The 26,332-nt window shown below is 64.1% G+C and carries 19 protein-coding genes and 3 tRNA genes; 7 read left to right on the forward strand and 15 right to left on the reverse strand.

Annotated elements, in window-relative coordinates; translation table 11 throughout:
* Nucleotides 1-90: 90 nt before the first annotated feature.
* The 4 genes from katG to I6L48_RS12925 all read right to left on the reverse strand — a co-directional run bounded on the left by katG (nucleotide 91) and on the right by I6L48_RS12925 (nucleotide 3,098).
* On the reverse strand, nucleotides 91-2,265 hold the full coding sequence (gene katG, locus I6L48_RS12910; RefSeq protein ID WP_216987302.1) for a catalase/peroxidase HPI: 2,175 nt from the start codon (nucleotides 2,263-2,265) through the stop codon (nucleotides 91-93).
* A 521-nt stretch (nucleotides 2,266-2,786) separates the two neighbouring features.
* Nucleotides 2,787-2,862, reverse strand: a tRNA-His gene (locus I6L48_RS12915).
* 46 nt (nucleotides 2,863-2,908) lie between these two features.
* A tRNA-Arg gene (locus I6L48_RS12920) sits at nucleotides 2,909-2,985 on the reverse strand.
* Nucleotides 2,986-3,021: 36 nt separating this feature from the next.
* Nucleotides 3,022-3,098 (reverse strand) — tRNA-Pro (locus tag I6L48_RS12925).
* A gap of 203 nt (nucleotides 3,099-3,301) precedes the next feature.
* On the opposite strand from I6L48_RS12925, the gene folD reads away from it, so the two are divergent.
* The gene (folD, locus tag I6L48_RS12930) at nucleotides 3,302-4,159 is read left to right on the forward strand and encodes a bifunctional methylenetetrahydrofolate dehydrogenase/methenyltetrahydrofolate cyclohydrolase FolD (RefSeq protein ID WP_010674955.1); all 858 of its coding nucleotides are present in this window, start codon (nucleotides 3,302-3,304) and stop codon (nucleotides 4,157-4,159) included.
* Between the two features lie 83 nt (nucleotides 4,160-4,242).
* Here the strand turns inward: folD and I6L48_RS12935 are convergent, their stop codons facing one another.
* From I6L48_RS12935 to I6L48_RS12945, 3 genes are all read right to left on the reverse strand, one after another.
* Complete coding sequence (locus I6L48_RS12935) at nucleotides 4,243-5,406, reverse strand: PLP-dependent aspartate aminotransferase family protein (protein WP_041215045.1); 1,164 nt, start codon at nucleotides 5,404-5,406, stop codon at nucleotides 4,243-4,245.
* A 92-nt stretch (nucleotides 5,407-5,498) separates the two neighbouring features.
* A complete protein-coding gene (locus I6L48_RS12940) occupies nucleotides 5,499-6,521 on the reverse strand; it encodes an isopenicillin N synthase family oxygenase (RefSeq protein ID WP_103260261.1) in 1,023 nt (340 codons plus the stop codon).
* A 347-nt stretch (nucleotides 6,522-6,868) separates the two neighbouring features.
* Entirely contained in the window at nucleotides 6,869-7,507 is a 639-nt protein-coding gene (locus I6L48_RS12945; RefSeq protein ID WP_113070149.1) for an NAD(P)-dependent oxidoreductase, read from the reverse strand.
* Between the two features lie 101 nt (nucleotides 7,508-7,608).
* Here I6L48_RS12945 and I6L48_RS12950 point away from each other — a divergent pair, with 101 nt between their 5' ends.
* Both I6L48_RS12950 and I6L48_RS12955 read left to right on the forward strand, forming a co-directional pair.
* Nucleotides 7,609-8,508 carry a LysR family transcriptional regulator gene (locus I6L48_RS12950; RefSeq protein ID WP_113070150.1) on the forward strand — a complete coding sequence of 300 codons (900 nt, stop codon included), beginning with the start codon at nucleotides 7,609-7,611 and terminating at the stop codon, nucleotides 8,506-8,508.
* 116 nt (nucleotides 8,509-8,624) lie between these two features.
* Complete coding sequence (locus I6L48_RS12955; RefSeq protein ID WP_113070641.1) at nucleotides 8,625-9,524, forward strand: AraC family transcriptional regulator; 900 nt, start codon at nucleotides 8,625-8,627, stop codon at nucleotides 9,522-9,524.
* Here I6L48_RS12955 and I6L48_RS12960 read toward each other — a convergent pair.
* Both I6L48_RS12960 and I6L48_RS12965 read right to left on the reverse strand, forming a co-directional pair.
* Complete coding sequence (locus tag I6L48_RS12960) at nucleotides 9,521-11,089, reverse strand: EAL domain-containing protein (RefSeq protein WP_162726188.1); 1,569 nt, start codon at nucleotides 11,087-11,089, stop codon at nucleotides 9,521-9,523. The two genes, I6L48_RS12955 and I6L48_RS12960, sit on opposite strands and share 4 nt — an antisense overlap.
* The gene (locus tag I6L48_RS12965) at nucleotides 11,079-12,602 is read right to left on the reverse strand and encodes a sensor domain-containing diguanylate cyclase (RefSeq protein ID WP_216987303.1); all 1,524 of its coding nucleotides are present in this window, start codon (nucleotides 12,600-12,602) and stop codon (nucleotides 11,079-11,081) included. The genes I6L48_RS12960 and I6L48_RS12965 overlap by 11 nt, the downstream gene beginning before the upstream one ends.
* Before the next feature lie 425 nt (nucleotides 12,603-13,027).
* On the opposite strand from I6L48_RS12965, the gene I6L48_RS12970 reads away from it, so the two are divergent.
* A complete protein-coding gene (locus tag I6L48_RS12970; protein WP_113070153.1) occupies nucleotides 13,028-15,172 on the forward strand; it encodes a TonB-dependent siderophore receptor in 2,145 nt (714 codons plus the stop codon).
* A 146-nt stretch (nucleotides 15,173-15,318) separates the two neighbouring features.
* Nucleotides 15,319-16,041, forward strand: a complete 723-nt coding sequence (locus I6L48_RS12975; RefSeq protein ID WP_180321026.1) for a siderophore ferric iron reductase — start codon at nucleotides 15,319-15,321, stop codon at nucleotides 16,039-16,041.
* 73 nt (nucleotides 16,042-16,114) lie between these two features.
* Here I6L48_RS12975 and I6L48_RS12980 read toward each other — a convergent pair whose 3' ends face one another.
* Nucleotides 16,115-17,050 (reverse strand): LysR substrate-binding domain-containing protein, encoded by a 936-nt coding sequence (locus I6L48_RS12980; protein WP_039041273.1) that lies wholly within the window; start codon nucleotides 17,048-17,050, stop codon nucleotides 16,115-16,117.
* A 161-nt stretch (nucleotides 17,051-17,211) separates the two neighbouring features.
* On the opposite strand from I6L48_RS12980, the gene metE reads away from it, so the two are divergent.
* Nucleotides 17,212-19,476: a 5-methyltetrahydropteroyltriglutamate--homocysteine S-methyltransferase gene (gene metE, locus I6L48_RS12985; RefSeq protein WP_162726190.1), complete on the forward strand. Its 2,265-nt coding sequence runs from the start codon at nucleotides 17,212-17,214 to the stop codon at nucleotides 19,474-19,476.
* A gap of 93 nt (nucleotides 19,477-19,569) precedes the next feature.
* Here metE and I6L48_RS12990 read toward each other — a convergent pair whose 3' ends face one another.
* Entirely contained in the window at nucleotides 19,570-20,682 is a 1,113-nt protein-coding gene (locus tag I6L48_RS12990; protein WP_113070156.1) for a glycosyltransferase family 9 protein, read from the reverse strand.
* A gap of 177 nt (nucleotides 20,683-20,859) precedes the next feature.
* Here I6L48_RS12990 and I6L48_RS12995 point away from each other — a divergent pair, with 177 nt between their 5' ends.
* Nucleotides 20,860-21,984, forward strand: coding sequence for an HPP family protein (locus I6L48_RS12995; protein ID WP_113070157.1), 1,125 nt, complete (start codon nucleotides 20,860-20,862; stop codon nucleotides 21,982-21,984).
* A gap of 63 nt (nucleotides 21,985-22,047) precedes the next feature.
* Here I6L48_RS12995 and I6L48_RS13000 read toward each other — a convergent pair whose 3' ends face one another.
* From I6L48_RS13000 to I6L48_RS13015, 4 genes are all read right to left on the reverse strand, one after another.
* Nucleotides 22,048-23,301: a D-amino acid dehydrogenase gene (locus I6L48_RS13000; protein WP_042882483.1), complete on the reverse strand. Its 1,254-nt coding sequence runs from the start codon at nucleotides 23,299-23,301 to the stop codon at nucleotides 22,048-22,050.
* A 153-nt stretch (nucleotides 23,302-23,454) separates the two neighbouring features.
* Entirely contained in the window at nucleotides 23,455-24,975 is a 1,521-nt protein-coding gene (locus I6L48_RS13005; protein WP_216987304.1) for a cryptochrome/photolyase family protein, read from the reverse strand.
* Entirely contained in the window at nucleotides 24,975-25,115 is a 141-nt protein-coding gene (locus tag I6L48_RS13010; protein WP_080944260.1) for a DUF2256 domain-containing protein, read from the reverse strand. The genes I6L48_RS13005 and I6L48_RS13010 overlap by 1 nt, the downstream gene beginning before the upstream one ends.
* A gap of 163 nt (nucleotides 25,116-25,278) precedes the next feature.
* Nucleotides 25,279-26,199: a serine hydrolase gene (locus tag I6L48_RS13015; protein WP_029314613.1), complete on the reverse strand. Its 921-nt coding sequence runs from the start codon at nucleotides 26,197-26,199 to the stop codon at nucleotides 25,279-25,281.
* Between the last annotated feature and the right edge of the window lie 133 nt (nucleotides 26,200-26,332).

A 26,332-nucleotide genomic window follows, 5' to 3' on the forward strand; every position in this document is an offset into this window, starting at 1 on the left:
AGAAGAGCGGGGAGAGGCCGGGGGCTGGAAGCGGCCCATAAAAAACGCCCCGTTCCCGGGGCGTTGGGAACGGGGCGCCTGCCAGCGTCCTCAGGCGAGGTCGAAGCGATCCAGGTTCATCACCTTGGTCCAGGCCGCCACAAAGTCCTTCACGAACTTCTCCTTGGCATCCGCACTGGCGTAGACCTCTGCCAGGGCGCGAAGCTGGGAGTTGGAACCGAACACCAGATCGACCCGGGTTCCGGTCCACTTCACCTTGCCGCTCTGGCGATCACGGCCTTCATAGACACCCGGGCTGCCCGCCGCCGGCTTCCACTCCGTGCCCATGTCGAGCAGGTTGACGAAGAAGTCGTTGGAGAGGGTGCCCGGGGTGGCGGTAAAGACCCCGTGGCAGTTGCCCGCGTTGGTGCCGAGCACCCGCATGCCGCCCACCAGTACCGTCATCTCGGGGGCACTCAGGGTGAGCAGCTGCGCCTTGTCGATCAGCATGGTCTCCGCGAAGCCCGCGCACTCGCCCGCGTAGTTGCGAAATCCATCGGCGAGGGGCTCGAGCACCGCGAAGGAGTCCACATCGGTCTGGGCCTGGGAGGCATCCATCCGGCCCGGAGTGAAGGGCACGATCACGGCGACACCGGCTCTCTTCGCGGCCTGCTCGACCCCCACGCCGCCCGCCAGCACGATGAGATCGGCGAGGGAGACCCGCTTGCCGCCGGTGGCTGAGGCGTTGAAGGCCTGCTGTATCCCGTCGAGGGCCTGAAGCACTTTCGCAAGCTGGGCAGGCTGGTTCACGGCCCACTCCTTTTGCGGAGCCAGGCGGATGCGGGCACCGTTGGCGCCACCGCGTTTGTCAGAGCCACGGAAGGTGGACGCGGAGGCCCAGGCGGTCGACACCAGCTCGGTCACGGACAGGGAGGCCGCCAGGATCTGCTCCTTGAGCAGGGCCACGTCCTTGTCATCGATCAGGGGATGATTGACGGCGGGGATGGGGTCTTGCCAGATCAGCTCCTCTTTGGGTACTTCCGGCCCCAGGTAGCGGGCAATGGGACCCATGTCGCGGTGGGTCAGCTTGAACCAGGCGCGGGCGAAGGCATCGGCGAAGGCCTGCGGATCCTCGTAGAAGTGGCGGGAGATCTTGCCAAACTCGGGGTCAAAGCGCAGGGTCAGGTCGGTAGTGAGCATGGTCGGCTTGTGGAACTTGCCCGGGATGTGCGCATCGGGAATGATCTCGGGCGCATCCTTGGCCACCCACTGCTTGGCGCCGGCTGGCGACGTGGTCAGCTCCCACTCGTAGTTGAACAGGTTTTCAAAGAAGTTGTTGCTCCACAGGGCCGGTGTCTTGGTCCAGGTCACTTCGAGCCCGCTCGAGACGGTGTCCTTGCCATGGCCGCTGCCGAAGTCGCTCATCCAGCCGAGGCCCTGGGCCTCCAGAGGCGCGGCTTCCGGCTCTGGCCCCTTGTGGGATTCGGGCGCGGCGCCGTGGGCCTTGCCGAAGGTGTGGCCGCCCGCGATAAGGGCGACCGTCTCTTCATCGTTCATGGCCATGCGACCGAAGGTGGAACGGATGTCCTTGGCAGCCTCCATGTAGTCACCGCTGGCGTTGGGCCCTTCCGGGTTGACGTAGATGAGGCCCATGTGGGTGGCGCCGAAGGGGGCCGTGAGCTCGCGATCGCCCTTGACCCGATCGGGATCGACCCCGAGCCAGGCAATTTCATCCCCCCAGTTGACGTCCTGATCCGGCTCCCACACGTCGGGCCGCCCACCGCCAAAGCCGAAGGTGCGAAAACCCATGGTCTCCAGGGCGACGTTGCCGGCGAGGATCAGGAGATCGGCCCAGGAGATCTTGTTGCCGTATTTCTGCTTGATGGGCCAGAGCAGGCGACGGGACTTGTCGATGTTGACGTTGTCCGGCCAGCTGTTGAGGGGGGCGAAGCGCTGTTGGCCACGGCCGCCGCCACCGCGACCGTCGGTGGTGCGATAGGTGCCCGCAGCATGCCAGGTCATGCGGATGAACTGGGGGCCGTAGTGACCGAAGTCCGCCGGCCACCACTCCTGGGAATCCGTCATCAGCTTGACCAGATCTCTCTTGAGTGCCTTGTAATCCAGGCTGGCGAAGGCCTTGGCGTAGTCAAAATCCTTGTCCATGGGATCGGCGCCGGGGGAATGCTGATGCAGCAGATCCAGCCGCAACTGGTTCGGCCACCAATCTCGATTGGTTCTGCCGACGCCGGCGGTGTGGTTGAAGGGGCATTTGCTTTCTTCACTCATCTTTGTCTCTCCTTGGCAGTCATGTGCAATGCAGACAACTCAGTATGGGAACTTTTCCTGCAACCGGCGGGGCATGTGACAGGTTGGGCCTTGGACCGGCATCGGGGGGTTATCAATAACTCCTTATATTTCAGCTAATTGATTAAGGATGGGATGACCGTATTACGAAAAGATGAATCGGTGCCATCGAATTTGGCTGCTCCTGGACAAGGGATAAGAGAAGGAAGGAGCGCCCTGGCAGCCGTGTTATCAATCTTTTTATCCATAACACTAGGGATCAGACCTGGACTTGCGCTGGGTCATGGCATGAGGAGGGCTTGTCTTGAGCGGGGCAGAAAACCCCATTTTTGTGACGGCGGTCCGGATTGCGTCCTGAGCAGGGCGCCGAGCGCCAGAGGATGGGGTGGGGGCGTTGCGCCAAAAAGCGGACGGCGCAGAAACAAAAAGACCGGCCAGTGGCCGGTCCAAACAGACAGCGTGCTGCTGTCTCATCAGGCTGATCCCAGCCTGGAGGGGAATAATGGGGTGGCTGATGGGGCTCGAACCCACGACAACCGGAATCACAATCCGGGACTCTACCAACTGAGCTACAGCCACCACTGAAATCTGCCTTCGATACAGCAATCAAACTCATCCGTATCGATGGCGCGCCCTGCAGGATTCGAACCTGCGACCCACGGCTTAGAAGGCCGTTGCTCTATCCGACTGAGCTAAGGGCGCGTTGTATCAAGAAATCCTGGGATTTCCCGATGAACCTGGTCGGTGATAAAGGATTCGAACCTTTGACCCTCTGGTCCCAAACCAGATGCGCTACCGGGCTGCGCTAATCACCGAAAATTCGCCATCCAGCATACCTTCGGCGGCACCACTGGGCAACGGGCGGGCATCATACCCAAGCGCCAAAGTCAGCGTCAACGACTTTTTCCGCCAGTAAATTCAAGTGCCTACTTATTGCCCTCCCTGCGAGAGCCGCTAACACCCGCGCCAAAAAAATGCGACAATGCGCCGCAGTTGAACACATGGTGAGTGAAGAACGATGTCTGCCAAAATCATTGATGGAAAACAGGTTGCGCAAACGATTCGCAATCAGGTCGCCGCGCAAGTCCAACAGCGGTTGGCGCAGGGGAAACGGGCACCGGGTCTGGCGGTGATCCTGGTGGGGCTGGATCCGGCCTCCCAAGTCTATGTGGGCAGCAAACGTCGCGCTTGTGAAGAGGTGGGATTTGTCTCCCGCTCCTATGACCTCAGCGCCACGGCGACACAAGCGGAGCTGCTGTCTCTGATCGACCAGCTCAACGAGGATCCGGAAGTGGACGGCATCCTGGTGCAGTTGCCCTTGCCGGCCCACTGCGATACCACCCAGGTGCTGGAGCGCATTCGTCCCGACAAGGACGTTGATGGCTTCCATCCCTACAACGTGGGTCGTCTGGCCCAGCGCATCCCGGCGCTGCGACCCTGCACCCCCAAGGGGATCATGACCCTGATCGAGACCACCGGCGTCAAGACCCACGGTCTGCATGCGGTGGTGGTCGGGGCTTCCAACATCGTGGGGCGCCCCATGACGCTGGAGCTGCTGCTGGCCGGTTGCACCACCACCACCTGTCACCGCTTCACCCAGGATCTGGAGACCCAGGTGCGCCGGGCCGACTTGCTGGTGGTGGCGGTGGGCAAGCCCAACTTCATTCCGGGGGAGTGGGTCAAACCCGGTGCCCTGGTGATCGACGTGGGCATCAACCGCCTTGCGGACGGCTCCCTGGTGGGAGATGTGGAGTATGAGACCGCGCGCAATCACGCCGCCTTCATCACGCCGGTACCGGGTGGCGTGGGCCCCATGACGGTCGCCAGCCTGATGGAGAACACCCTGAGCGCCTGCCAGGATTACCACGACGCCTGATGAGGGCGCCGGGCAGAAAAGAGAAAGGGAAGGCATTGCCTTCCCTTTTTTATTGCGTCACTCGCCCGGATCGCTACTGGATATCAGAGGAGGGCCAGGGCGGCGGCCAGATCGGCAATCAGGTCGTCGGCGTCTTCCACCCCGATGCTGAAGCGGATGAGATCGTCATTGACTCCGGCGGCGAGGCGGCTCGCCTCGTCCATGGCTGCGTGGGTGGTGCTGGCCGGATGGCAGGCGAGGCTCTCGAGATCGCCGAGGCTCACCGCCTGCACGAAGAGTTGCAGGTTGTCGAGCAGGGTGGCGCAGCGCTCAAACCCGCCTTCCAGCTCGATGCTCACCATGCCGCCAAAGCCGCTGGCGGAGGCGCCGAGGGCATCGTGGCCCGGATGGCTGGCAAGGCCCGGGTAGATCACCTTCTTCACCGCTGGGTGGGCATCCAGGAACTCGGCCACCTTCTGGGCGTTGTGCAGGTGGGCATCCATGCGCAGGGGCAGGGTCTTGACCCCCCGTTGCAGCAGGTAGGCCTCCTGGGGGCCGATGGGAGAGCCGATGTGCTTGAGGGCCACGGTGCGAATCGACTTCATCAGCTCATGACGACCCGCCACCACCCCGGCGATGATGTCGCCGTGACCGCCCAGGTACTTGGTGCCGCTGTGCATGACGATGTCGATGCCAAGCTCGAGCGGGCGCAGCAGATAGGGGGTGAGGAAGGTGTTGTCACACACCGTGATGGCACCCACCTTGCGGGCCGCCTCCACCACCACCCGCGGATCCACCACCTTGAGGGTGGGATTGGTCAGGGTTTCGAACAGTACCACCTTGGTGGCGGGGCGGATGTTGGCCAACAGCGCCTGATCGCTCTCGTAGGCGGTGATCTTGATGCCGGCGCGGCTGAAGGTCTGCTTGAGGAAGGCATCGGTGCCGCCGTAGAGGGGGCCGATATAGGCCACTTCATCACCGCTGTCGGCCAGGGCATACATGATGGCACTCACCGCCGCCATGCCGCTGGCCACCACCAGTGCCTCATCTGCACCTTCGAGGGCTGCCAGCTTCTGTTCCAGTTCGGCGGTGGTAGGGTTGCCAAAGCGGCTGTAGATGAAGCCGGGGGCTTGACCTGCGAAGCGCTCCTTGCCCGCCTGGGCGTTGAAGTAGCTGAAGGTGCTGCTCTGGTAGAGCGGGGTGGTGAGGGCGCCGGTCTGGGGATCGATCCGCTGGCCGCTGTGCACGCTCATGGTCTTGAATTTCATTTTTTTACTCCGTCATTGTCAGGTCGTTGCCCGACTGCTTGTGTTATCCGGGGCGCCGTCGCGCCCCTTTTTTAATGTCGATTGGCGGGTTGTCAGACTAGCGCTGGCTCGCGCTGCGGCTCGCCTGCATAGTGGCGGGCCGCCACATCCGGGTGGGAGCGCAGCCTCCCCTTGAGCACGTTCTCCCCCACCTGATAAAAGAGCGGGTTGGCGGGATCGCTCTGGGGCCCTTCGGCCAGCGCCGCCAGCTCGGGGGAGAGGCTAAGCAGTGGCACAGTCGCATCCAGCCTTGCCGCCATGAAGAAGGCGCAGGAGAGGCGCGATACCCCGGGAGGTGGGCTCACCACCCGGTGCAGGGTGGCCTTGAGGTAGCCGTCGGACGCGAGCTCCAGCAGCTCGCCGATGTTGACCACCAGGGCGCCCGGCAAGGGGGGCGCGGGGATCCAGCCATCCGCCGTCTCCACCTCGAGCCCGGAGTGATCGTCCTGCATCACCAGGGTCAGGTAGCCGGGATCCTTGTGGGCACCTACCCCCTGACCACTGCTGCCTTCGGGTTGTCCGGGGTAGTGAATGAGCTTCATGTGCTGGTAGGGGGCACCGCGAATGCTCTCGTCAAATACGCCGGCGGGCTGCCCCAGCACCTCTGCGAAAGCGTCCAGCAGGGTGAGGGTGATGTCGCTCAGTCGATCCTGCCATGCCAGCAGCCGTGTTTTCATCTCGGGCAGGGCGGCGGGCCACTGATTGGGGCCGATGAGGCGCTGCCAGGGTTCACGAATATGCGCCACAGGCAGGGCCTGGGCCTCATTCATGATATCGAACTGCTCCCGCAGATCCGGCCGTGCCCGGGTGAGCTCTGCCCCCACCTGGTTGTAGCCGCGAAAGTGCGGGGAGTGAACCATCTGCACCGCCAGTTTTTCTTCAAGTGGCAGGGCGAAGAAGCGGGCGGCGAGCGCCAGGGTCTCCTGGCGCGCCGATTCGCTCAGATCATGGCCCACCAGATAGAAAAAGCCCACTTCGCGGGCGGCCTGGCCAAGCTGCGCCAGCATCTGGCTGCGTGCAGCCGGGGTGCCTTTGAGGGCGGCGAGATCGATGATCGGCAATGATGGGGTGGTCATGGGCATCTCCTCACTTTCCGTGAACGGGGTCTGCGTGCCCCGGCGTGCGGGGTGTTGCGAAACCGGGGCGCACTCTTCTTGAGTGGCGCCGTTTGGGTTGAGGGTGATGCTACTGTTCGAGGTTATAAGGTGGAAGCAACAAAAAATTCTTAGTTATATACAAAATTCGAAATGGAATTCGGATTTGAGCGAATGGAACGAGCATCGGGCGGCTCCGGCGGCGATCTGCCGTACCGGGCGAGAGCGACATTGGCGTGACGGGATAGACGCGGGAGAGAAAAGACGGAGGGAGGCATCCGCCTCCCTCCGTGTGACTGTCATGGGAAGGGTTGCTGGCGCGCCTTTCCTCAATAACCCAGGGTGAAACGCTGGCGCAGGTGAGCCGGTGCTTGCGCCTCGTTCAGCACCCCGTCCGCCAGATCGCCAACCGTGATCCCGGCGGGCTGCTCGCCGCGGAACAACACCTGATCCGTGCCAAGGCGGTAACCGCCGCGCTTCTCGCCGGGTTCGAGGAACACGGGCGGGGAGACGAAACGCCAGTCGAGGGTGGTTTCCCGGCGAAGGGCGGTGAGACCATCCCGGGCCGCGAGGGCCCCTTGCTTCCACTCTGCCGGGAACTCCGGGGTGTCCACCAACTGCACGCCCGGGGCGATTTCCAGACTGCCGGCACCGCCGACCACCAGCAGCCAGCTGTTGGCCGCGACGGCGGCGGCCACGATGGCGCTGGCCCCCTTGAGGTACTGATCGTAGATGTCCGGGGCACTCCAGCCCGGGTTGTAGGCACTGATCACCCGATCGTGCCCCTTGAGCACCCTGGCCAGTGCCTGGCTGTCCTGGGCGTCCACCGCCACGGCGGTGACTTGCGGGTGAGCGGCGACCTTGCTCACGTCACGCACGATGGCGGTGACCTGATGACCGCGGCTGACGGCCTCCTGGAGGATGGCTGAACCGACAAAACCGCTGGCACCGATGAGGGCAATCTTCATGGGGAACTCTCCTTCACTGTGGGAATGGGGCTATCCTACGCCCCCGAGTGTGATTTAATAATCCACTTAAAATTGCATTCACTTGTAAGCAGGGCTTCATAATGGATCAGCTCAGACGCTACGCCATCTTCGCCGCCGTGGTGGAGGCGGGCAGCATGACCGGCGCCGCCAAGGCCCTCGGCATGACCCCGTCCGCCGTCAGCCAGCATATCAGTCAACTGGAGAGCCAGCTCGGCCTGCCCCTGCTGCACCGCTCCACCCGCCGCCTCAGCCTGACCGAGGCGGGGGAGGTGGTGTGGCAGGGCTGCCAGTCGTTGCAGCAGACCTTGAACGACACCGAGCTGCGCCTCTCGGAGGTGCGCGACAGCCTGCTCGGAGAAGTGCGGATCACCGCGCCGGTGGGGATGGCGGGCCAGCCCCTGGCGCGGGCGCTCTCGCCGCTGTTGCAGGCGCACCCCGGCCTGGGCATCCAGATCATTGCCGACGACGAGAAGCGGGATCTCATCAAGGATCGCATCGACGTGGCGCTGCGGGTCGGCACGCTTGAAGATTCCACCCTGGTGGCGCGCAGACTGGGTCAGACCCGGATGCTGCTGTGTGCCTCGCCCGCCTATCTGGCACGCAAGGGCACGCCGCGCAGCCCGGCGGATCTGCTGGCCCACGACTGGCTGGCCTCGGACATGCTGGGGGGCGTGATACTGCTGCTGGACGAGAAGGGGGAGGCCCACAAGATCAAGCCCAAGCCCAGGGTGCTGTGCAACAACGTCTTGCCCCTGCGCCAGTTCACCCTGGCAGGGCAGGGGATTTCGCTGCAACCGGAAGGTGAAATAGAAGAAGATATCGCCACCGGTCGGTTACTCGTGCTGCTGCCGGGTTTTTCGGCCCCTCCCATGGAGATCCATGCCATCACCCCCCAGCGGGAGATCCCGGAGAAGGTGCGACGGGTGATCAGCGCCCTTCGCAGCCACTTTGCCGAGCATGGCCAGAGCCGTCTACCCTGAGCGGGGCGGGATGAATAGCCAGGCGGTGCGCCGGCCTTGCGGTCGGCGCGACACCCCTGTTTAATGTGGCCCTCCCGGGCCAGAGTGCCCTCTGCTGGCGTGGTCTCAAGCGCATCATGACACCGACTTCTCCCCACCCACTCCGTGAGCCGGCACCCGAGGCGCGCGCCCACCTCACCCGCATCGAGCGAGTGCTCGACTACATCCATGCCAATCTGGATCAGCCGCTCTCCCTGGAGGCGCTGGCCCGGCAGAGCTGCTGGTCCCGCTGGCAGTTGCAACGGGTATTCCTGCATGAGACGGGTCAGACGGTGGCTCACTATGTGCGCGAGCTGAAGCTGAGCATGGCGGCGGAGGCGCTGCTCTCCACCCGGCTGCGGGTGCTGGATGTGGCGCTGGATCACGGGTTTGGCTCGGAAGTGAGTTTCAGCCGCGCCTTCAAGCAGCAATTTGGCTGCTCGCCGCTGGCGTATCGCAAGCGGGGCCTGCGGTTGGGGCTGCGCACGCCTCTGGTGCGGGCGGCGGTCCCCCGCTCTGCCTCTCCCAACCTGGTGCAGGTGCGCATAGAGAGCCTGCCGGCGTTCACCTTGTTGGGGGTCAGGGGCACGATCCGGGGGTTGTTCGATGCCTCACCGGATTTTCAGCAGACGGTGCCCGCCATCTGGCGAGCGCTGCGCGCGACGGGGGCGCTGGGCTTGTCGAGGGAATGGCTGGGGGTGGTGGATGTGTCGGGGGCAGGGGAGCGGCTGCCTTACTGGGCCGGAGTGGCCACGACGGCGCCTACGCCCCCCGGCCTGTCGAGTCTCAACGTGCCGGCTCAGGAGTATGCCGTGCTCACCCACAAAGGACCCATTGCCCAGCTGGGGGAGAGCCTGCACTGGTTCATCCTGCACTGGCTGCCGGAGTCGGCATACCGGGGGCTGGACGGTTTCGAACTGGAGCGCTATGCCCCCGGCTTTGACGGCCAGCAGCCCGACGCCACCATGGAGTACTGGCTGCCCGTCGCCCCCCGTTAGGGAAGGAGGCTCATTTCGGCATGGCGCCGGGATGGCTCCGGGCGTGTGGCGCTGGCCAGGAGATCAGTGAACTGGGCCGGTGGCAGCGGCTTGGCGAAGTAGAAGCCCTGCAAGTAGTCGATGCCATAGTGGCGTGCCATCTCGACCTGCTCCTGGGTCTCCACCCCCTCGGCGACCAGAGCCAGCCCCATGCGATGGGCAAGATCCAGGATGTTTTCGACGATATGGCGGGAGGGGCCTTCCTCTTTCATTCCCTTGATAAAGCTGCGATCGATTTTGATGATGTCCACATGGAACATCTGCAGATAGCAGAGGCTGGAGTGGCCGGTGCCAAAGTCATCGATGGCGATGAGCACGCCCAGCTCGTCCAGGGCATCGAAGATGGCGCGGGTCTGCTCGTCCGCATCCACCATCTCCCGCTCCGTCACCTCGAGCACCAGACGCAGATCCTGACCCGGGAAGGCGCGGAGAAAGTCGCGGCACTCGGCGACGATGTCCCGGTTTTTGAAGTGCTGGGCGCAGACATTGACGGCGACGTGAAAGCCGGGGGGCAGCCTGTCGGCTACCTCGAGCAGATAATCCCGGGTCTGGGCCATCAATTGGCGGGTCATGGGTACTATGTAGCCGCACTCCTCCGCGAGGGGAATGAAGTGGTTGGGGGCAATCATCCCTTGTGTGGGATGACGCCAGCGCATCAACACTTCACAACCGCGCAGGCGTTCCTGCCTGTCCATCACGGGTTGCAGATGGGGGATGAACTCCCGGGCCGCCATGGCTCTGGCAAGCTCGCTGCGGGGGGAGCCGCTGCGCCCCCTCAGATAGAAGGTGAGCAGCCCCAGCAACAGCGCCAGCACAGGGGCGGCAAGCAGGTTCTCCTGGTTGTACGCCCAGGCAAACGCCAGCACTTCCTTGTAACCGTTGAGCGCCACCAGGCGATAGGGATGAGCGGTGGGCTCGCTCTGTTGCAGACGCTGTCCCCCTTCCAGCAGGCGGGCTGCGGGCAGGGTCCTGCCGTGGCCATCGAGTGCCTGGTCCCCGAGGAGGAAGAAGAGGTTGTCCTCTCCCATCACGGCCTGCAAGGCGCCGAAGATGTGGAAGCCGTCCAGCTCCACCAGCAGGGTGCGATCGCCGGATGGCTGACGGTAGAGGATGGCGGTCTGCCCGGTGATGGGGCTGTGTCTGGCGAGGATCAGCGTCTGGTTGCCCGCCGGGCCACGGGGAATATCCCGGGTGAGGATGGGCCTGTGCAGGGTGGTACAGCGCAGTTGCTGCCCCTCCAGCACATAGAGTGCCCGCGCATAGGGGGAGGCGGTGATGAGGTCGCGCAGGGCCAGTTGCTCATCCTGGCAGCGGCCCATGGCGAGGGGGTGGGCGGCCTTGACCAGGGACTGACTGTCGTTGATGGCGCTCTCTATCATGGCCCTAGCATGGTTCAGGCTGCGCGCGTTGTCCTTGCGAAGGCCGCTGGCCGCCTGCAGGAGGTTGAGGGCGGTGAGGCCGACCAGCAAGAGGAGCCCGAGCACGATGGCCAGACGCAGACGCTGTGCAAGGGGATCAGTCGGCATGGTGCACCCGATTCTTGCCGGCATCCTTGGCCTGATAGAGCGCCTGATCGACCCGCGCCAGCAGTTGCTCGGCGGACTCCTGTCGCCACAGTCCCAGCCCGGCAGAGAAGGTCACCACCAGGTCCGGTTCGCGCCATGGTCGCTGTGCCACCTGGGTGCGCCACTGCTCGAGCATCGTCCGTGCTCTGGTGCTGTCATCCCCGGGAATGATGATGGCCAGCTCCTCGCCGCCGTAGCGGTAGAGGGTGGCCTCCTGGCCTGCAATCTGCCGCCCTTCCCGGGCAACCGCCCGCAGGACGTCGTCACCGACCGGGTGGCCGTGGGTGTCATTGATGGATTTGAAGTTGTCCAGATCGATCAACCCCAGGCAGAAAGGGCGGCCGGCGATCAGCTGGTCGTCGAGTGCCTTGTCAAAGCAGCGGCGATTGAACAGACCCGTCAGGGCATCCGTGTTGGACGCCTCCACGGCTTCCAGCATCTGGCGATGGCCGCTCTGGATCTCCTGGCGCAACTGATCCCCTGGTTTGCCCGCGTGGATGCGTCCGGTGCGCATCAGGGCGATGATCTCGAAAATCATCTTGCTGAGCACATGACGCAAGGACCACCAGCAGAGCAGGCAGATCAGCATGCAGCCCACCAGGGTGATCTGGATCTGGTGGGACTCGCTGCTGCTTACCTCCTTGAACCTGGCATCGCTGACGGCATAGATGACGAACCAGTCCGGGTTGGAGAAGGAGTAGTAATAGAGGTGGGTCTGGCGCTTTGCATCGAAGAGGTGGTCGGCGCCGTTGGTCATCTGCTCGATGAGCCGGCGGTCCACGCGATGGCGAAACAGGTTCCCCACATCCGAGTGCAGCAGGATGTCACCTGCCCGATCGACCAGGTAGAACTCCCCCTTGAGAGGGCTCATGAGCTGACGCAGGGGATAGCTCATCTGCTCGAGATCCACGTTCATGGCCAGGGTGCCGAGGAAGACCCCCTCCTTGTCGAGCAGGGGGCGGGAGACGGAGACGCTGCGGCTCTTGTCATCGAACTTGCTGGTGTAGTGGTCGGTGTAGTGCACGAAGAGGGTTCGCACGGCGGCCGCGAGAAACCAGGGGCGCTCCCTGGCATCAAAGTGCTCCCCGACCGGCAGATGGGGGATGGAGTTGAACCGCCCCTGCGGATCGGCGAGCAGGATGCTCTTCACATAGGGGGTGAGCGCCAACGTTTGCATCAGGGAGAGGCCAAGGGGCGTGTGATCCTCATTGAGGAAGGCATCCAGGCCTGATTCATCGATGACACTGCCCGTTTCGTTGAGGACATGCTCCAGTGACTTGAACTGTGGCTCGATGGACTGGGTCGCCATGTTGTGCACGAACATGGCCGCCACCTTGTGATACTTGCGCTCGGCAGAGGTCCGGATGCTGACACTGACGGCCATCAGGGCGATGAGCAGGGTCAGGATGATGACTCCGAAGGTGACGTTGAGCTGGGTATCGCAGTGCAGGTTTTGGTGGGCGGTCTCATTCATAGGCGTGTGCTGATGGTTTCAGATTGTCTCAATCAGGGCTGATAAAAGGGTGGGCATGCTATCGCCTCGTTTATCAATAGCGATTGACCAGGATCAACAAGGGGAGGGAGAACGCGACCATACTTGTCTGATGAGTGTGAATATGGGGGTTAAAATGCCGCCATGTTCTGAATATGTGATGGCTACTTGCCGATTGACGATGCGAGTGAAGGCGGTGTCCTTCATCAGGCGGCCATGATGGCCCTCTCAGAGAGCCTCGACGACGTTGCCATGTTGCCTCCGATAGGAGATGGCATGCCTGCCACCCTCGCTTTTCCCGCTTCCCCGCCAACATGCCCCAAATTGTTAATATCGGGGCAAAATAGAACAATAAAATGCAAATGATATTTGTTACTATTCACATGCAGTAAGTAATCGAGGATCAGATGCAGCTTGTTCACCCCCCTTTGACCCTGGTCGCCGTGACCATCTCCACCCTGCTTGCAGGCTCTGTACAGGCCGCCGCGTCCGACAGTCAGGATACGGCCACCGCCGACGAGACCCTGACCGTGCTCGGCCAGACCTATCGCAACACCGCGACCAAGACCCGGCTCGACCCCATCGAGACGCCCCAGGCCATCTCGGTGGTGGATGGGGAGACCCTGTCGCTGCGCGGTGTCAGCTCGGTGAGCGAGGCGCTGCGCTACGTGCCCGGCGTCAACACCGAGCTGCGGGGCGGGGCGGTCAACCGGCTGGATCTGTTCAACATCCGTGGCTTTGACAACTACCAGAACTTCTATGACGGCCTGCTGCTCCAGTACAACGACTGGAACCTGCAACCCCAGATAGATCCGGTGGCCATCGAGCAGCTGGAGGTGTTCAAGGGGCCGACATCGGTGCTCTATGGCAGCATGCCCCCCGGCGGCATGGTCAACCTCATCGCCAAGCGCCCCCAGCGGGAGAGCAAGCACAACGTGAGCGTGGCGACCGGCACGGGCACCCTCAAGGAGATGACCCTCGACAGCACCGGTGCCATCAATGAGCAGCTCGCCTATCGGCTGGTGGGACTGGCCCGGGAGAAGGATGGCCAGGCGGTGACCTCGAAGGAGGAGCGCTACGTCTTTGCGCCGTCCCTGGACTGGCAGCTCGGCGAGCGCACCCTGCTGAACCTCAACCTTTACTACCAGAAGGATCCCGAGGCCGGCATCTACACCACTGTGCCCGCCAGCGGCTCGGCCAAGTCCAACCCCCTGGGGCAGCTTGGCAGCGACACCTTCCTTGGCGACGAGAACTGGAACGAGTACAACCGGGACGTGACCCTGCTGGGCTACAAGCTGAGCCACGACTTCAACGAGCGCTGGCAGGTGCTGCAAAATGCCCGCTACATGGATGCGTCCGCCTATCAGCGCAACACCTACAACGCGGCCCTGGCGGCGGACAACCGCACCCTGGCCCGCAACGCCTATCTCACCGATGAAGACTCTCGCGGCGTTGTCATCGACAACCAGCTGGCGGGCAAGGTGCAGACGGGCTCTGCCCAGCACAACCTGCTGCTCGGGGTCGACTACCAGTACCTGGATGCCCATATCCTCTACCGGGATACCCTCGACTACTCGGCGCCCAGCATCGACATTTTCAACCCGAACCATAGCCAGATAGTCCCAGAGGCACTCACTTTCAACTACCAGGATAAAAAGGTGATCCGTCAGTCCCAGACCGGCGTCTATCTGCAGGATCAGGTGCGCCTCGATCGGCTGGTGGCCATCGGCGGCGCCCGCTACGACCGCTACCGGATGGACACCGACAGCCGGACCCTCTATCAGGGGGCGGACAGCCAGTCCCTGGCCCACATCGATCAGGACAACCTCTCCTTCCGCGTCGGCGCCCTCTATGAGCTGGATGGCGGCTTCTCCCCCTATGCGAGCTATGCCGAGAGTTTCGAGCCGGTGCCGGGGGCGGACAAGCAGGGCCAGGCGTTCAAACCGGCGACCGGTCATCAGTGGGAAGGGGGCGTCAAGTTCCTCTCCGACGACATGAGCAAGACGGCGACCCTGTCGGCGTTCCACATCACCAAGAAGAACGCCCTGGTAACGGATCCGGACAATGTCTACGGGCCCAAGCTGCAGACCGGGGAGACGGTCTCGAGGGGCATCGAGCTTGAGGGGAGAGCCGATCTCACCAGCCAGCTGGATCTGGCCCTCAACTACACCCTGATGGACATGGAGATCACGCGCGATACCACCACGCTGCAGGGCAAGACGCCGGTCTGGGTCCCCAGACAGATGGCGTCGCTGTGGAGCAACTACTACCCCGGCGGCAACCTCGAGGGGATGCGGGTGGGCGCCGGCCTGCGCTACGTGGGGGAGGCCGAGATGGATGCCGCCAACACCGACAAGGTACCGGACTACCTCCTGATGGACATGTCCGCCTCCTACGATCTCGCCGCCCTCAGCGCAAGCCTGAAGGGGATGGGGGTATCGCTTGGCGCCAGCAACCTGTTCAACAAGACCTACTACTCCTGCTACGACCAGAACAACTGCTGGTTCGGGGCCGAGCGAAGCGTGGAGGCGCGACTCAAATACGCATTCTGACCTTGCGCCCCGGCACGCGCCCGGGGCCCTTTCAACGAATGGGCGAGGAGAGGGGGCGCGGTGTGCCGCGCAGCCTTGGTCGGGAGCACGGCCTTGGCCGGGAGAAAGCGGACGCGGAACGCGCCCTCGTCTCGGATCACCAGGCCCTGTTCGCGGCGGCGGCCAGCCTGATCCCGTCCCTCAAGGGGAACCTGGTGGCGGCCGGTGACGTACGCCCGCCACTGACGGATGCCGCCGGGGCGACGTCGGCCGCGGTGGCCGCAGCCCTCCATGCGCACTGGCAGCAGGCACACCCAGAGGCGGGACCCGCCTACTGGCTCACCCGCAGCTGGGGCATGCTCTGCTGGCAATCCATCTATCTCGCCATGGTGGCCGTCTACCGCCATCAGGCCGTGCCTGCCCTCGACAGGCTGGGACAGGGGCATGAGGCCGGCGTGGTGTCGGGTTTTACCCTGCCGGCCGAGCCCATGATCAGAGGGGAGGCCGGCGTGTTGATCAAGACGGCAGGGGAGCGACTCCAGGCGCACTGGCAGGGGCAGTTCACCCTCCTTGGGACGGCGCAGCGGCTGCGTCCCGGTTTCGTGCGCCCGCTCCTGGCGGACGATCTGCTGGCGGCCCTGGTGCGGGTGCCCGATTTCTTCGGGGAGGTGAGTCGGGAGGAGGTGAGGGCCCATGCCCCCCTCTGGCTTGAATCCTGTGGCCTGCCGTCGGCACATCTGACGGGTTGGCGCGAGGCGGGGCTGCCCCGGGGCGAGGCCTTCCCGGGCTATGTGCGCCAGCGCTGCTGCCTGCACTACAAGCGCCGGGATGGGGAGCTTTGTGGCAACTGCCCGCGAAGGCAGGGTGGGGCGAGGGGTGATGAATGCTGATACCCGACTCTTCGTCTGCGCGGGCAACCCGTGATGAAAGCCGCCTGATCCTGGCGGCTTTTTTGTGTCCGGCTTACTGGGCCGCCATCCGGGTGCGGATGCGCTCGAACAGGCTCTGCAGGCAGGCCTGATCTTTGTCGGCGGCGCGCACGGCGCCATACATGTGGCGGCGAATGCCCTCCCCGAGAGGGCGCGCCTCAAGCAGGCCCTGGCGCACGAACTCCTCGCTGGCCCAGCGGGGCAGGGCGGCGAGCCCGAGCCCGGCGGCGGCCATCTGCAGCATGACAGAGGTGTTGTCCACCGGCTTGCAGCGGGCGGGCTCCACCCCGGCCGGTTGCAGGAAACGGCTGAACACGTCCATGCGCGCCCGCTCCACCGGGTAGACCAGCAGCACCTCCGGCCGCAGATCGTCCGGTGCGATGCGCCGCTGCTGGCAGAGGGGGTGATCCGGCGCCATCACCAGGGTGAGATCGAAGGCGAACAGCGGCTCGAAGTGAAGATCCCCGCGGGCCTGTACATCCGAGGTGAGCAGCAGGTCGAGCTGGCCGCCAAGCAGGGCACTGATGGCATCGAAACCCGGCACCGACTCCACCTCCAGATCCACGCCGGGCCACTGGCGGCGAAAGTCCGGCAACAGCGGGAGCAGCCACTGGATGCAGCTGTGGCAATCGAGGGCCAGATGCAGCCTGCCCGCCTCGCCGCTGTGCAGGGCGACCAGCTGGCGCTCGGTCTGGGCCAGGGCGGGCAGCACCTGACGGGCCAGGGCCAGCAGATGCTGGCCTGCCGCCGTCAGCACCAGAGGGCGGCTTTTTCGAAGAAACAGCTCCAGATTGAGGCGGGTCTCCAGCTCCTTGAGCTGGTGGGAGAGGGCGGACTGGGTGAGGTTGAGGGTGAGTGCGGCCCCGGCCAGGGACCCTTGCTCGGCCAGGGCGCTGATGGTCTTCAGGTGTTTGAGATCGATGCCCAGATTGCTGCTCTGAGGGGGGCTGGATGGGGTGGGCGCGACCATGGCACTGCTCCTTTGTGCGTCAGTTGAGAAATTCTTGAGAGCCAGTTGAAGAGGATTCAATAGCCAAGGTCACCTTATCTTGTCATTTTGGATGTGTAAACATCTGGATGGCCAAACAATCCAGATCCTCATCAGATAAACGAGCATAAGGAATGGAACCTATGACCTTCGCACACACCCTGGGCTTTCCCCGTATCGGCGCCAAGCGCGAACTGAAATTTGCCCTCGAATCCTACTGGCGTGGCGAAACCACCCAGGCCGAGCTGGTCGCCGTGGGCAAGAGCCTGCGTGAGCGCCACTGGCAGGCCCAGCGTACCGCCGGGGTCAACCTGCTGCCGGTGGGGGATTTTGCCTGGTACGATCAGGTGCTGGGTACCAGCCTGCTGGTAGACGCCGTGCCTGCCCGTCACCGCCACGGCGACACCGACCTCGACACCCTGTTCCGGGTGGCCCGTGGCCGTGCGCCGACCGGCCCGGCGGCGGCCGCTGCCGAGATGACCAAGTGGTTCAACACCAACTACCACTACCTGGTGCCGGAATTTTACCGTGACCAGCGCTTCAAGCTGGGCTGGAGCCAGCTCTTTGACGAGGTGGAAGAGGCCAAGGCCCTTGGGCTGCCGGTCAAGGCGGTGTTGCTGGGCCCCGTCTCCTACCTCTGGCTTGGCAAGGAGAAAGAGAGCGGCTTCTCCCGCCTCGAACTGCTGGATCGCCTGCTGATCGTCTACCAGGAGATCCTGGCCAAACTGGCGGCCCAGGGGGTGGAGTGGGTACAAATCGACGAGCCGGCCCTGGCGCTAGACCTGCCGGACGAGTGGCGCCTGGCCTACCTCAAGGCATATGAGCGCCTGAGCGGCCCCTGCAAGCTGCTGCTCACCACCTACTTCGGGTCCGTGGCCCATCAGCGGGACATCATCACCAGTCTGAAGGTGGACGGCCTGCACCTGGATCTGGTGGCTGCCCCCGAGCAGCTCGAGACCCTGGTCCCGCACCTGCCGGCCCAGTGGGTCATCTCGGCGGGTGTCATCAACGGCCGCAACGTCTGGCGTGCCAACCTGGCCAAGCTGGCGCCGACCCTCAAGGCCTTGAAAGAAAAGCTTGGCGAGCGCCTCTGGGTGGCCTCCTCCTGTTCCTTGCTGCACAGCCCGGTGGATTTGACCCTGGAGCACGAGCTGGATCCCCAGACCCGCAGCTGGTTCGCCTTCGCCCTGCAAAAGTGCTATGAGCTGGGGCTGCTGTCCGACTACCTGGACGGTGGCGCCCTGGACAAGATCGAGGCTTACAGCCAGCCCATTGTGGATCGGGAGTCCGACAGCCGGGTTCACAAGAAGGCGGTGCAGTCACGACTCGCCAGCCTGACCAACAGTGACTTCGATCGCCAGAGCGCCTACCCGGTGCGTGCCGACGCGCAGCGCTCGGATCTGAAGCTGCCGATCCTGCCCACCACCACCATCGGCTCCTTCCCGCAGACCTCTGAAATCCGGGTGCTGCGTCAGGATTGGCGTGCCGGGCGCATCGATGACCAGGCCTACGAGGCGGGCATCCAGGCCCAGATCAAGGACGCCATCGAGCGCCAGGAGGCCATCGGGCTGGACGTGCTGGTGCACGGTGAAGCGGAGCGCAACGACATGGTGGAGTATTTCGGGGAGCTGCTGGACGGCTTTGCCATCACCCGCTTTGGCTGGGTACAGAGCTATGGCTCCCGCTGCGTCAAGCCGCCGGTGATCACCCGTGACATCGACCGTCCGACCCCCATGACCCTTGAGTGGACGAAGTTTGCCCAGAGCCTGACCGACAAGCCGGTGAAGGGCATGCTGACCGGCCCCGTGACCATTCTCTGCTGGTCCTTCCCGCGCGAAGACGTGAGCCGCGAGCAGTCCGCCCTGCAGATTGGCCTCGCCATTCGCGACGAGGTGGCTGACCTGGAAGCCGCTGGCATCAAGATCATCCAGATCGACGAGCCGGCGATCCGCGAAGGGCTGCCCCTGCGCAAGCAGGATCACCAGGCCTATCTCGACTGGGCGGTGCGCGCCTTCCGCCTGAGCGCAAGCCCGGTGGTGGACAGCACCCAGATCCACACCCACATGTGTTACAGCGACTTCAACCTCATCATCGAGGCGGTGGCGGCGCTGGACGCGGATGTGATCACCATCGAGACGAGCCGCAGCCAGATGCAGTTGCTCGAAGCGTTCGAGCGCTTCAACTACCCCAATGAGATCGGCCCGGGCGTCTACGACATCCACTCGCCGAACGTACCGAGCCAGGGCTGGATTGAAGACCTCATCCGCAAGGCTGCGCAACAAATCCCGGCGGATCGGCTCTGGGTGAACCCGGACTGCGGCCTCAAGACCCGCGGCTGGGAAGAGACCACCGCTGCCCTGAAGGTGATGGTCGATGCCACCCGGGCGCTGCGCGCCGAGCTGGCCTGAGGGCTTCCATTCACCCGGACGAGCGCCCGGTGAGTGTCACCAAGACGAGAGAGGGAAGGCGACAGCCTTCCCTCTTTTTTGCATGGCCGCTCCCTAGAGGGGGAGCAGGGCGGGGCGGGAGGCGGGCTGGTAGCGGGTGGGGGAAACCGACATCGTCACCGGGTGAGGGGCGCTTGCGAGCGCCTCGGTCAGCCACTGTTGGTCGAGGGGGATGGCATTGCGATCCTCGATCACCAGATTGAGGTGCTGGGCGCCCAGGCACCCGTAGCGGGCTGGGTCGGTCTGGGTAAAGAGGCCAAGACAGGGCACACCGCTGGCGGCAGCCAGGTGCAGGGGACCGGTGTCGGCGCTGACGAAGAGGGAGAGGCCGCCCGTGAAGCGGGCCAGCTCCCCCATGTTGCCAAGGGAAACGTGCACGTCCCCGAGCAGGTGCTCGGGGGCGGCGGGTTCCGCGAGCTGGATCAGCAGGGCATCCGGGCTGTGACGGCGCAGATCCCCAAGCAACCGCTGCCACTGGGGCTGGGAGAGCCCCTTGCCCTTGCGAGCACCGGTGAAAAAGCCGATCAGGGGACGGCCAGGATGGGCTCGTCGCAGCGCACTCAAGGCCGGGCTTGGCCCCTGCAACAGGCTGCCAAGGGGGATGGGTTCAGCCGGATTGCCCGGTATGCCGAGCAGTTGCAGGGGCTGGTGGGCGTAGTGGCACTCACTGTCCGCAGCCCGCGGACGCTGGAAGATGAGATCCCCGTGGCCATCGTCGAAGCCGCATTTCTCACGGGCCTGTACCCAGGCGGCAATGAAGTGATCCGTACTGGAGGCGAAGGGGACGTAGACCCTGTCGTAGTGCTGGCGGCGCAGACGCGAGAGTGCCGAGAGGGCGCCCGGCAGGTGTCTGCCCTGCAACCGGATCTGATGAATGTGCCGCAGGGGCAGATCGGCCAGGAAGGGGAGCAGGGTGGTGGGGCTGCACACCAGCTCCAGCTCGGCGTGGGGATGGGCGCGATGAAGCTGGTGCAGGAAGGGTAGCAGGAAGAGGTTGTTGCCGATGCGGTTGGTGCTGCGAATGACCAGGATCCGGCGGGGTGCCTGCGAAGAGGGCGGCAATGCGCTGCGACTGGCAAGCCAGCCGAGCAGGGTTCGCTCCAGTCCCGCCGTCCAGACCCGGCGTTGGCCGTCGAAGCGGCGCAGGGCATCGTTGAGGTGAGTCATACCGTTGGGCTCCAGTGTTGGGATGGCGTAAAGGGTGCCAGCGGACTCTTAAGACAATGTTAAGAAGGGAAAAAGCGTGCGGATGATGGCCATGGCGGAGCGGGGTGCTGGTGCGGGACGGGGGAAAGTGGCTAGAATTGCGCATTTGAAATAAATGTTATTGTCTGCGGGAGCACCATGCAGTTCAGGGATTTTTTGCCGGTATCGACCAATACCAGCGTCAAAGAGAGTTGTTACGGCGCCCTTGGCGCCTTCGTCGGCTTGTTCGGCACCGCCTTGCTGTGCCGCTGGGGGCTGGGGCTCGAGGTGCACTGGCTCATCGCCCCCATGGGGGCCTCCGCCGTGCTGCTGTTTGCCGCCCCGGCCAGCCCCCTGGCCCAGCCCTGGTCCATCCTTGTGGGCAACGGGGTGTCGGCCCTGATGGGGGTATTGAGTGCGAGCCTGGTGCCGGACATGGCTATCGCTTCGGCCCTGGCGGTGATGCTGGCCATCGCCGCCATGTTCCTCACCCGCAGCCTGCACCCGCCCGGCGGCGCCGTGGCCCTGACCGCCGTCATCGGCGGCGAGGGGATCCGGGCGCTCGGGGTCGGCTACGTGCTGCTGCCGGTGCTGCTCAACTCCCTGTTGCTGCTGAGTCTGGGCTTGCTCTACAACCGCGCTCTGGGGCGTCGTTATCCCCATGGCGGCAAGGCGGCGCCCAATCGCCACCAGACGGCGGATCCCCAGCCGAGTGCCCGACTCGCCACCCAGGACATCGACTTTGCCCTGCAAAAGCACGGGGAACTGCTGGACATCAGCCGCCAGGATCTGCAGGAGCTGCTGCAGGAGGCCCAGCTTCACGCCCTGCGGGGGCGAGTGGGGACGGTACGGTGCCAGGATGTGATGTCGCGGGATCTCGTCGTGACGACGCCACAGGCGCTCGCCATGGAAGCGTGGCATCTGCTCTCCCACCACCAGATCAAGGCGCTGCCGGTGGTGGATGAGGGGGAGAGGCTGGTCGGCATCATCACCCTGCACGACCTGATGATCGACCGGGCGGGTCACCAGCCGAGGGGGAAGGAGGCCCTTGAGCAGCAGCAGGTCGCGGATCTGATGACCCGGGAGGTGCAGACGGCGCGGCGCTACCTGCCTCTCTACGATCTGGTGGAGGCCTTCTCCGACGGGGGGCTGCACCACATGCCGGTGGTGGAAGGGGAACAGCTGGTGGGCATCATCACCCAGTCCGACATGGTGGCGGCGCTCTTCACGCTGGCCCTGAAACCCGGACTGACGAGCGAGGAGGCGACCCCGGTGTCGTCGTAGCCAGGGGGGCAAGAAAAACGAGGGCGTGCCAGGCACTCCCTCTCTTGTCCTGGGCGCGGCGGGTCAGCCGTAGCGGGCCAGGGTGAGCCCCTCGTCGCTGATATCCGGGGTATTGCCCGAGATGAGATCGCTGAGCAACTGGCCCGATCCTGCCGCCATGGTCCAGCCCAGGGTACCGTGGCCGGTATTGAGCCAGAGCCCGGGGATGGGGCTTGGGCCCACCAGGGGCGTGCCGTCCGGCGTCATGGGGCGTAGCCCGGTCCAGAAGGTGGCCTGCTCCAGATTTCCCCCCTGAGGGAAGAGATCCCTCACCACCATGGCCAGGGTATCGTGGCGTCTGGGGTTGAGCGCCAGGTTGAAGCCCGAGAGTTCGGCCATGCCGCCCACCCGGATCCGTTCGTCGAAGCGGGTGATGGCGACCTTGTAGGTCTCGTCCAGCACAGTGCTGCGCGGGGCGCCCTCGGCATCCGTCATCGGCAGGGTGAGGGAGTACCCCTTGACCGGGTAGACGGGGAGCTCAATTCCGAGGGGGCGCAGGAAGCCGGTGCCATAACTGCCGAGGGCACAGACGATGGCGTCGGCCTGGAAGCGCTGCTCGCCGGCACGGACCGCCACGGCGCGTCCCTTCGCGATCTCGACCTCGTCGATGGCGCAGTTGAAGACGAAGCTCACCCCGAGCTTGCGGGCCTCGTCCGCCAGGGCCTGGGTGAAGCGGAAACAGTCACCGGTTTCATCTCCCGGCAGGCGCAGGCCCCCCACCACCTTGCCACGCACCCTTGCCAGGGCGGGCTCGACCTCCTCGCAGCCGTCGGCATTCAGAGACTGATAGGGGACGCCGTACTCCTCGAGCACGGCGATATCGCGCTGGCTGGCATCGAGCTGGGCCTGACTGCGAAACAGTTGCAGGGTGCCGAGCTGGCGCCCTTCGTAGTCGAGCGCCAGCTCGCCCCGCAACTGCTTCATGCAGTCGCGGCTGTATTCGGCCAGCCGTACCATGCGCCCCTTGTTGACCGCATAGGCCGCTGGCGTGCAGTTGGCGAACATCTTCAGCATCCAGCGCAGCTGGAAGGGGTCCGAGGTGGGCCGCACCGTGAAGGGGGCGTGCTTTTGCAGCAGCCATTTGGCGGCCTTGAGGGGAATGCCGGGGGCAGCCCAGGGGGAAGCATAACCCGGGGAGATCTGACCCGCGTTGGCATGGCTGGTTTCAAGGGCCACCCCGTCACGCCGCTCCAGCAGGGTCACTTTGTGACCGGCCTTGGCCAGATACCAGGCGCTGGTCACACCGACCACGCCACCACCGAGTACCACTATGTCCATCTTGTCTCTCCTTGACTGGGGCCTCCACCTTAATCAGCCGCCACAGGATATTCAACTGGTGTCGATGTCATTGGTGGTTATCGCTATTCACATTTTGTTAACTGGCTCTCAATGTTGTCATTTGCTCACTTTCTGGCATAAAATCCGGTCGATTCAGAGCCGCTCCAGGTGGAGCAGATGATGCTCTGCCGTCGTCAGGATGGCTTGCTGCTGTTCTGTGGTTTGGCCATCCCAGTTGGCATAGGGCAGGGCGAGGCGAGGGTTGTTGCCAAGTTTGTCCCGGTTGCGCCAGAGAAAGTGCCAATAGAGGCTGTTGAAGGGGCAGCTGTCCGGCCCGCTGCGGGCCTTCACCTGATAGTGACACCCCTTGCAGTAGTGGCCCATCCGCTCGAGATAGGCGCCGCTGCTGGCGTAGGGCTTGCTGCCCATCAAACCGCCATCGGCAAACTGGCTCATGCCGCGGGTGTTGGGCAGTTCCACCCACTCGATGGCATCCACATAGATACCCAGATACCAGGCATCCACCTCGTCAGGGTGGATCCCCGCCAGCAGGGCGAAGTTGCCGGTCACCATCAGCCGCTGGATATGGTGGGCATAGGCGTGCTCCAGAGACTGTCGAATGGCGTGACGCACGCAGGCCATGCTGGTTTCTCCATTCCAGAAAAAACCGGGCAGGGGTCGCTCGGCCCCGAGAAAGTTGGTGCGCCGATACTCGGGCATCTTTTCCCAGTAGAGGGCGCGGACAAACTCGCGCCAGCCGAGGATCTGGCGGATGAACCCCTCCACCTGCGCCAGGGAAATGGTGGCCTGATTGGCCTGCCAGTGAGCTTGCGCAGCGCGGATCACCTCGAGGGGATGGAGCATCTTGCTGTTCATGGAAAACGACAAGCGGCTGTGGAACAGGCTCCAGCCCCGTTCGCTCAGGGCATCCTGATAGCGACCGAAGTGGGGCAGGCAGTGTGCAAGGAAGTGTTCAAGCAGTGCGCGGCTCTGGCGCCGGGTGACGGGCCAGGGCAGGGCGTCGGCATCGGCACTGCCAATGGTGGCGACGCAGTGGTGGGTCAGCATGGCATCGATGTCGCTCACCTCGTTGGCAAAGGTGAGGGGCGCCGGGATGGGTTGGCTCGCCGGCAATTTGGCGCGATTCTCGGCATCGAAGTTCCAGCGCCCCCCAAGGGGCTGGCCGCGCTCATCGAGCAACACCCGGTACTGCTTTCGCAGGGCGCGGTAGAAGAACTCCATCCGGCTGTGGGGGTAGCGTCGCCAGCCATCGCGGGGGGTGAGAAAATGTTCGCTGTCCACCTCAGCGGTCGGGATGGCAAGGCCTGAGGCCCACTGGGTCAGCTGGCTTGCAAGGCGCCACTCGTCCGGGCTCTGCCAGGCGAAGCGCTCGGCCTGATGCGCTTCGAGCTGGGCCGCCAGCAAGCTCGGCAAATCGGGCCAGGGGGCGCTCTCATCGAGAGTCAGGTAGCAGACCCGGTGGCCCGCCTTGGTGAGGGCGGCGGCGAAGGCGCGCATGGCGGCAAAGAAGGCGAGCACCTTCTGGCGATGGTGGCGGCAGTAGTCCGTCTCCTGGCGCAGCTCCGCCATCAGGTAGCAGACAGCGGGATCCTGCGTGCGAAACCAGCTGTGACCTGCGTTCAGTTGATCCCCGAGAATGAGGCGCAGCTCCATCAGGGGTGCTCCTTCCGACGACGGCAGCGTTCGCTGCAATAACGCACTTCCTGCCAGCAGCGGGCCCACTTGCGCCGCCAGGCAAAAGGACGTTGGCAGACGGGACAGATCTTCTCGGGTAGATGGGGTTTGAGGTGCATGTGGCGGCCCTGTTGATGCCCTTGGTTTCTCTCTGCCTCCTTAACGAAGCACCATACGGTCGGGATCACTGGGGGAGAGCAGAAAGAGGCAATAGGGGGTGATTGCCACTCATGAAAAAGGCCCCCGCACCTGCCGGTTCGGGGGCCCTTGTTCTCGTAGCCGTTACTGGCTGCTGAAGAGCCTGGGCTGGGGAGTGGACTGCGCCGTCAGGGTCATGCGGCCCGAGGTTTCCAGCCAGCTCTTGATCTTTCTGGCATCGGCGACCCGTTCATCCGTGGTGTTGGCGTGAAGCAGCACCATGACCACGGGCTCGTTGTTGACCCGGGTTCCCATCACCAGGCAGCGCCCCGCCTCGCGGATATAACCGGTCTTGGAGACCAGAATGGGCCAGCTTCCTTCCCGTACCAGGCGGTTGGAGTTGAGGTAGTGCAGCTGGCGCTTGCCGTTGCGTACCAGACGCTGCTCGGAGGCGGTGTACTGGCGGATCAGCGGGTAGGTGGATGCGGCAGCAGCCAGTTTGGCGAGATCGTGTGCGGTGGAGACGTTGCGGGGGTTGAGCCCGGTGCTGTCGGCGAAATGAGTGCTCCACATGCCGAGCATGCGGGCCTTGGCATTCATTGCCTCGATAAAGGCTTTGCGGCCACCCGGGTAGTGCCGTCCCAAGGCGGAGGCGGCGCGGTTTTCAGAGGACATCAGTGCGATGTGCAGCATGTCGGCGCGGCTCAGGCGCGAGCCCACCGCGAGGCGCGACCCCGTGCCCTTGAGTCTGTCAACGTCATCCATGGTGACGGTGAGGGTCTCGTTGAGGCGCTGATTGCCATCCAGTACCACCAGCGCTGTCATCAGCTTGGTGATGGAGGCGATGGACATCACCCGGTTGGCGTTGCGCTCTGCCAGTGTCTCGCCGGTTTTCGGGTTGACGACCACGTAGGCATCGGATCTCAGCGGCAGGTTGCTGCGGGGTTCGAGCAGGCTGTTGGTGGAAGAAGAGGTCGCAGAAAACGGGTTGGCATGGGCGCTTTCCATGCTGGCGGGAAGGAGGAAGGCGCCGAGCAGCAAGGGAAGAAAAGGACGAAGGTTCATGATTTGACTCTACTACGACTCACAGGGACATTTGGCTAAGTTATATGACGGTAATTGACGCTTCACAACGTCTGGTGGCCGGATATTTCCATTTTATGGGCCAGCGCACCTTGAAATCCCCCGCATCGGGGCT

It is taken from the genome of Aeromonas sp. FDAARGOS 1418, from assembly GCF_019048585.1.
In the GTDB taxonomy this organism is placed as follows: domain Bacteria; phylum Pseudomonadota; class Gammaproteobacteria; order Enterobacterales; family Aeromonadaceae; genus Aeromonas; species Aeromonas caviae.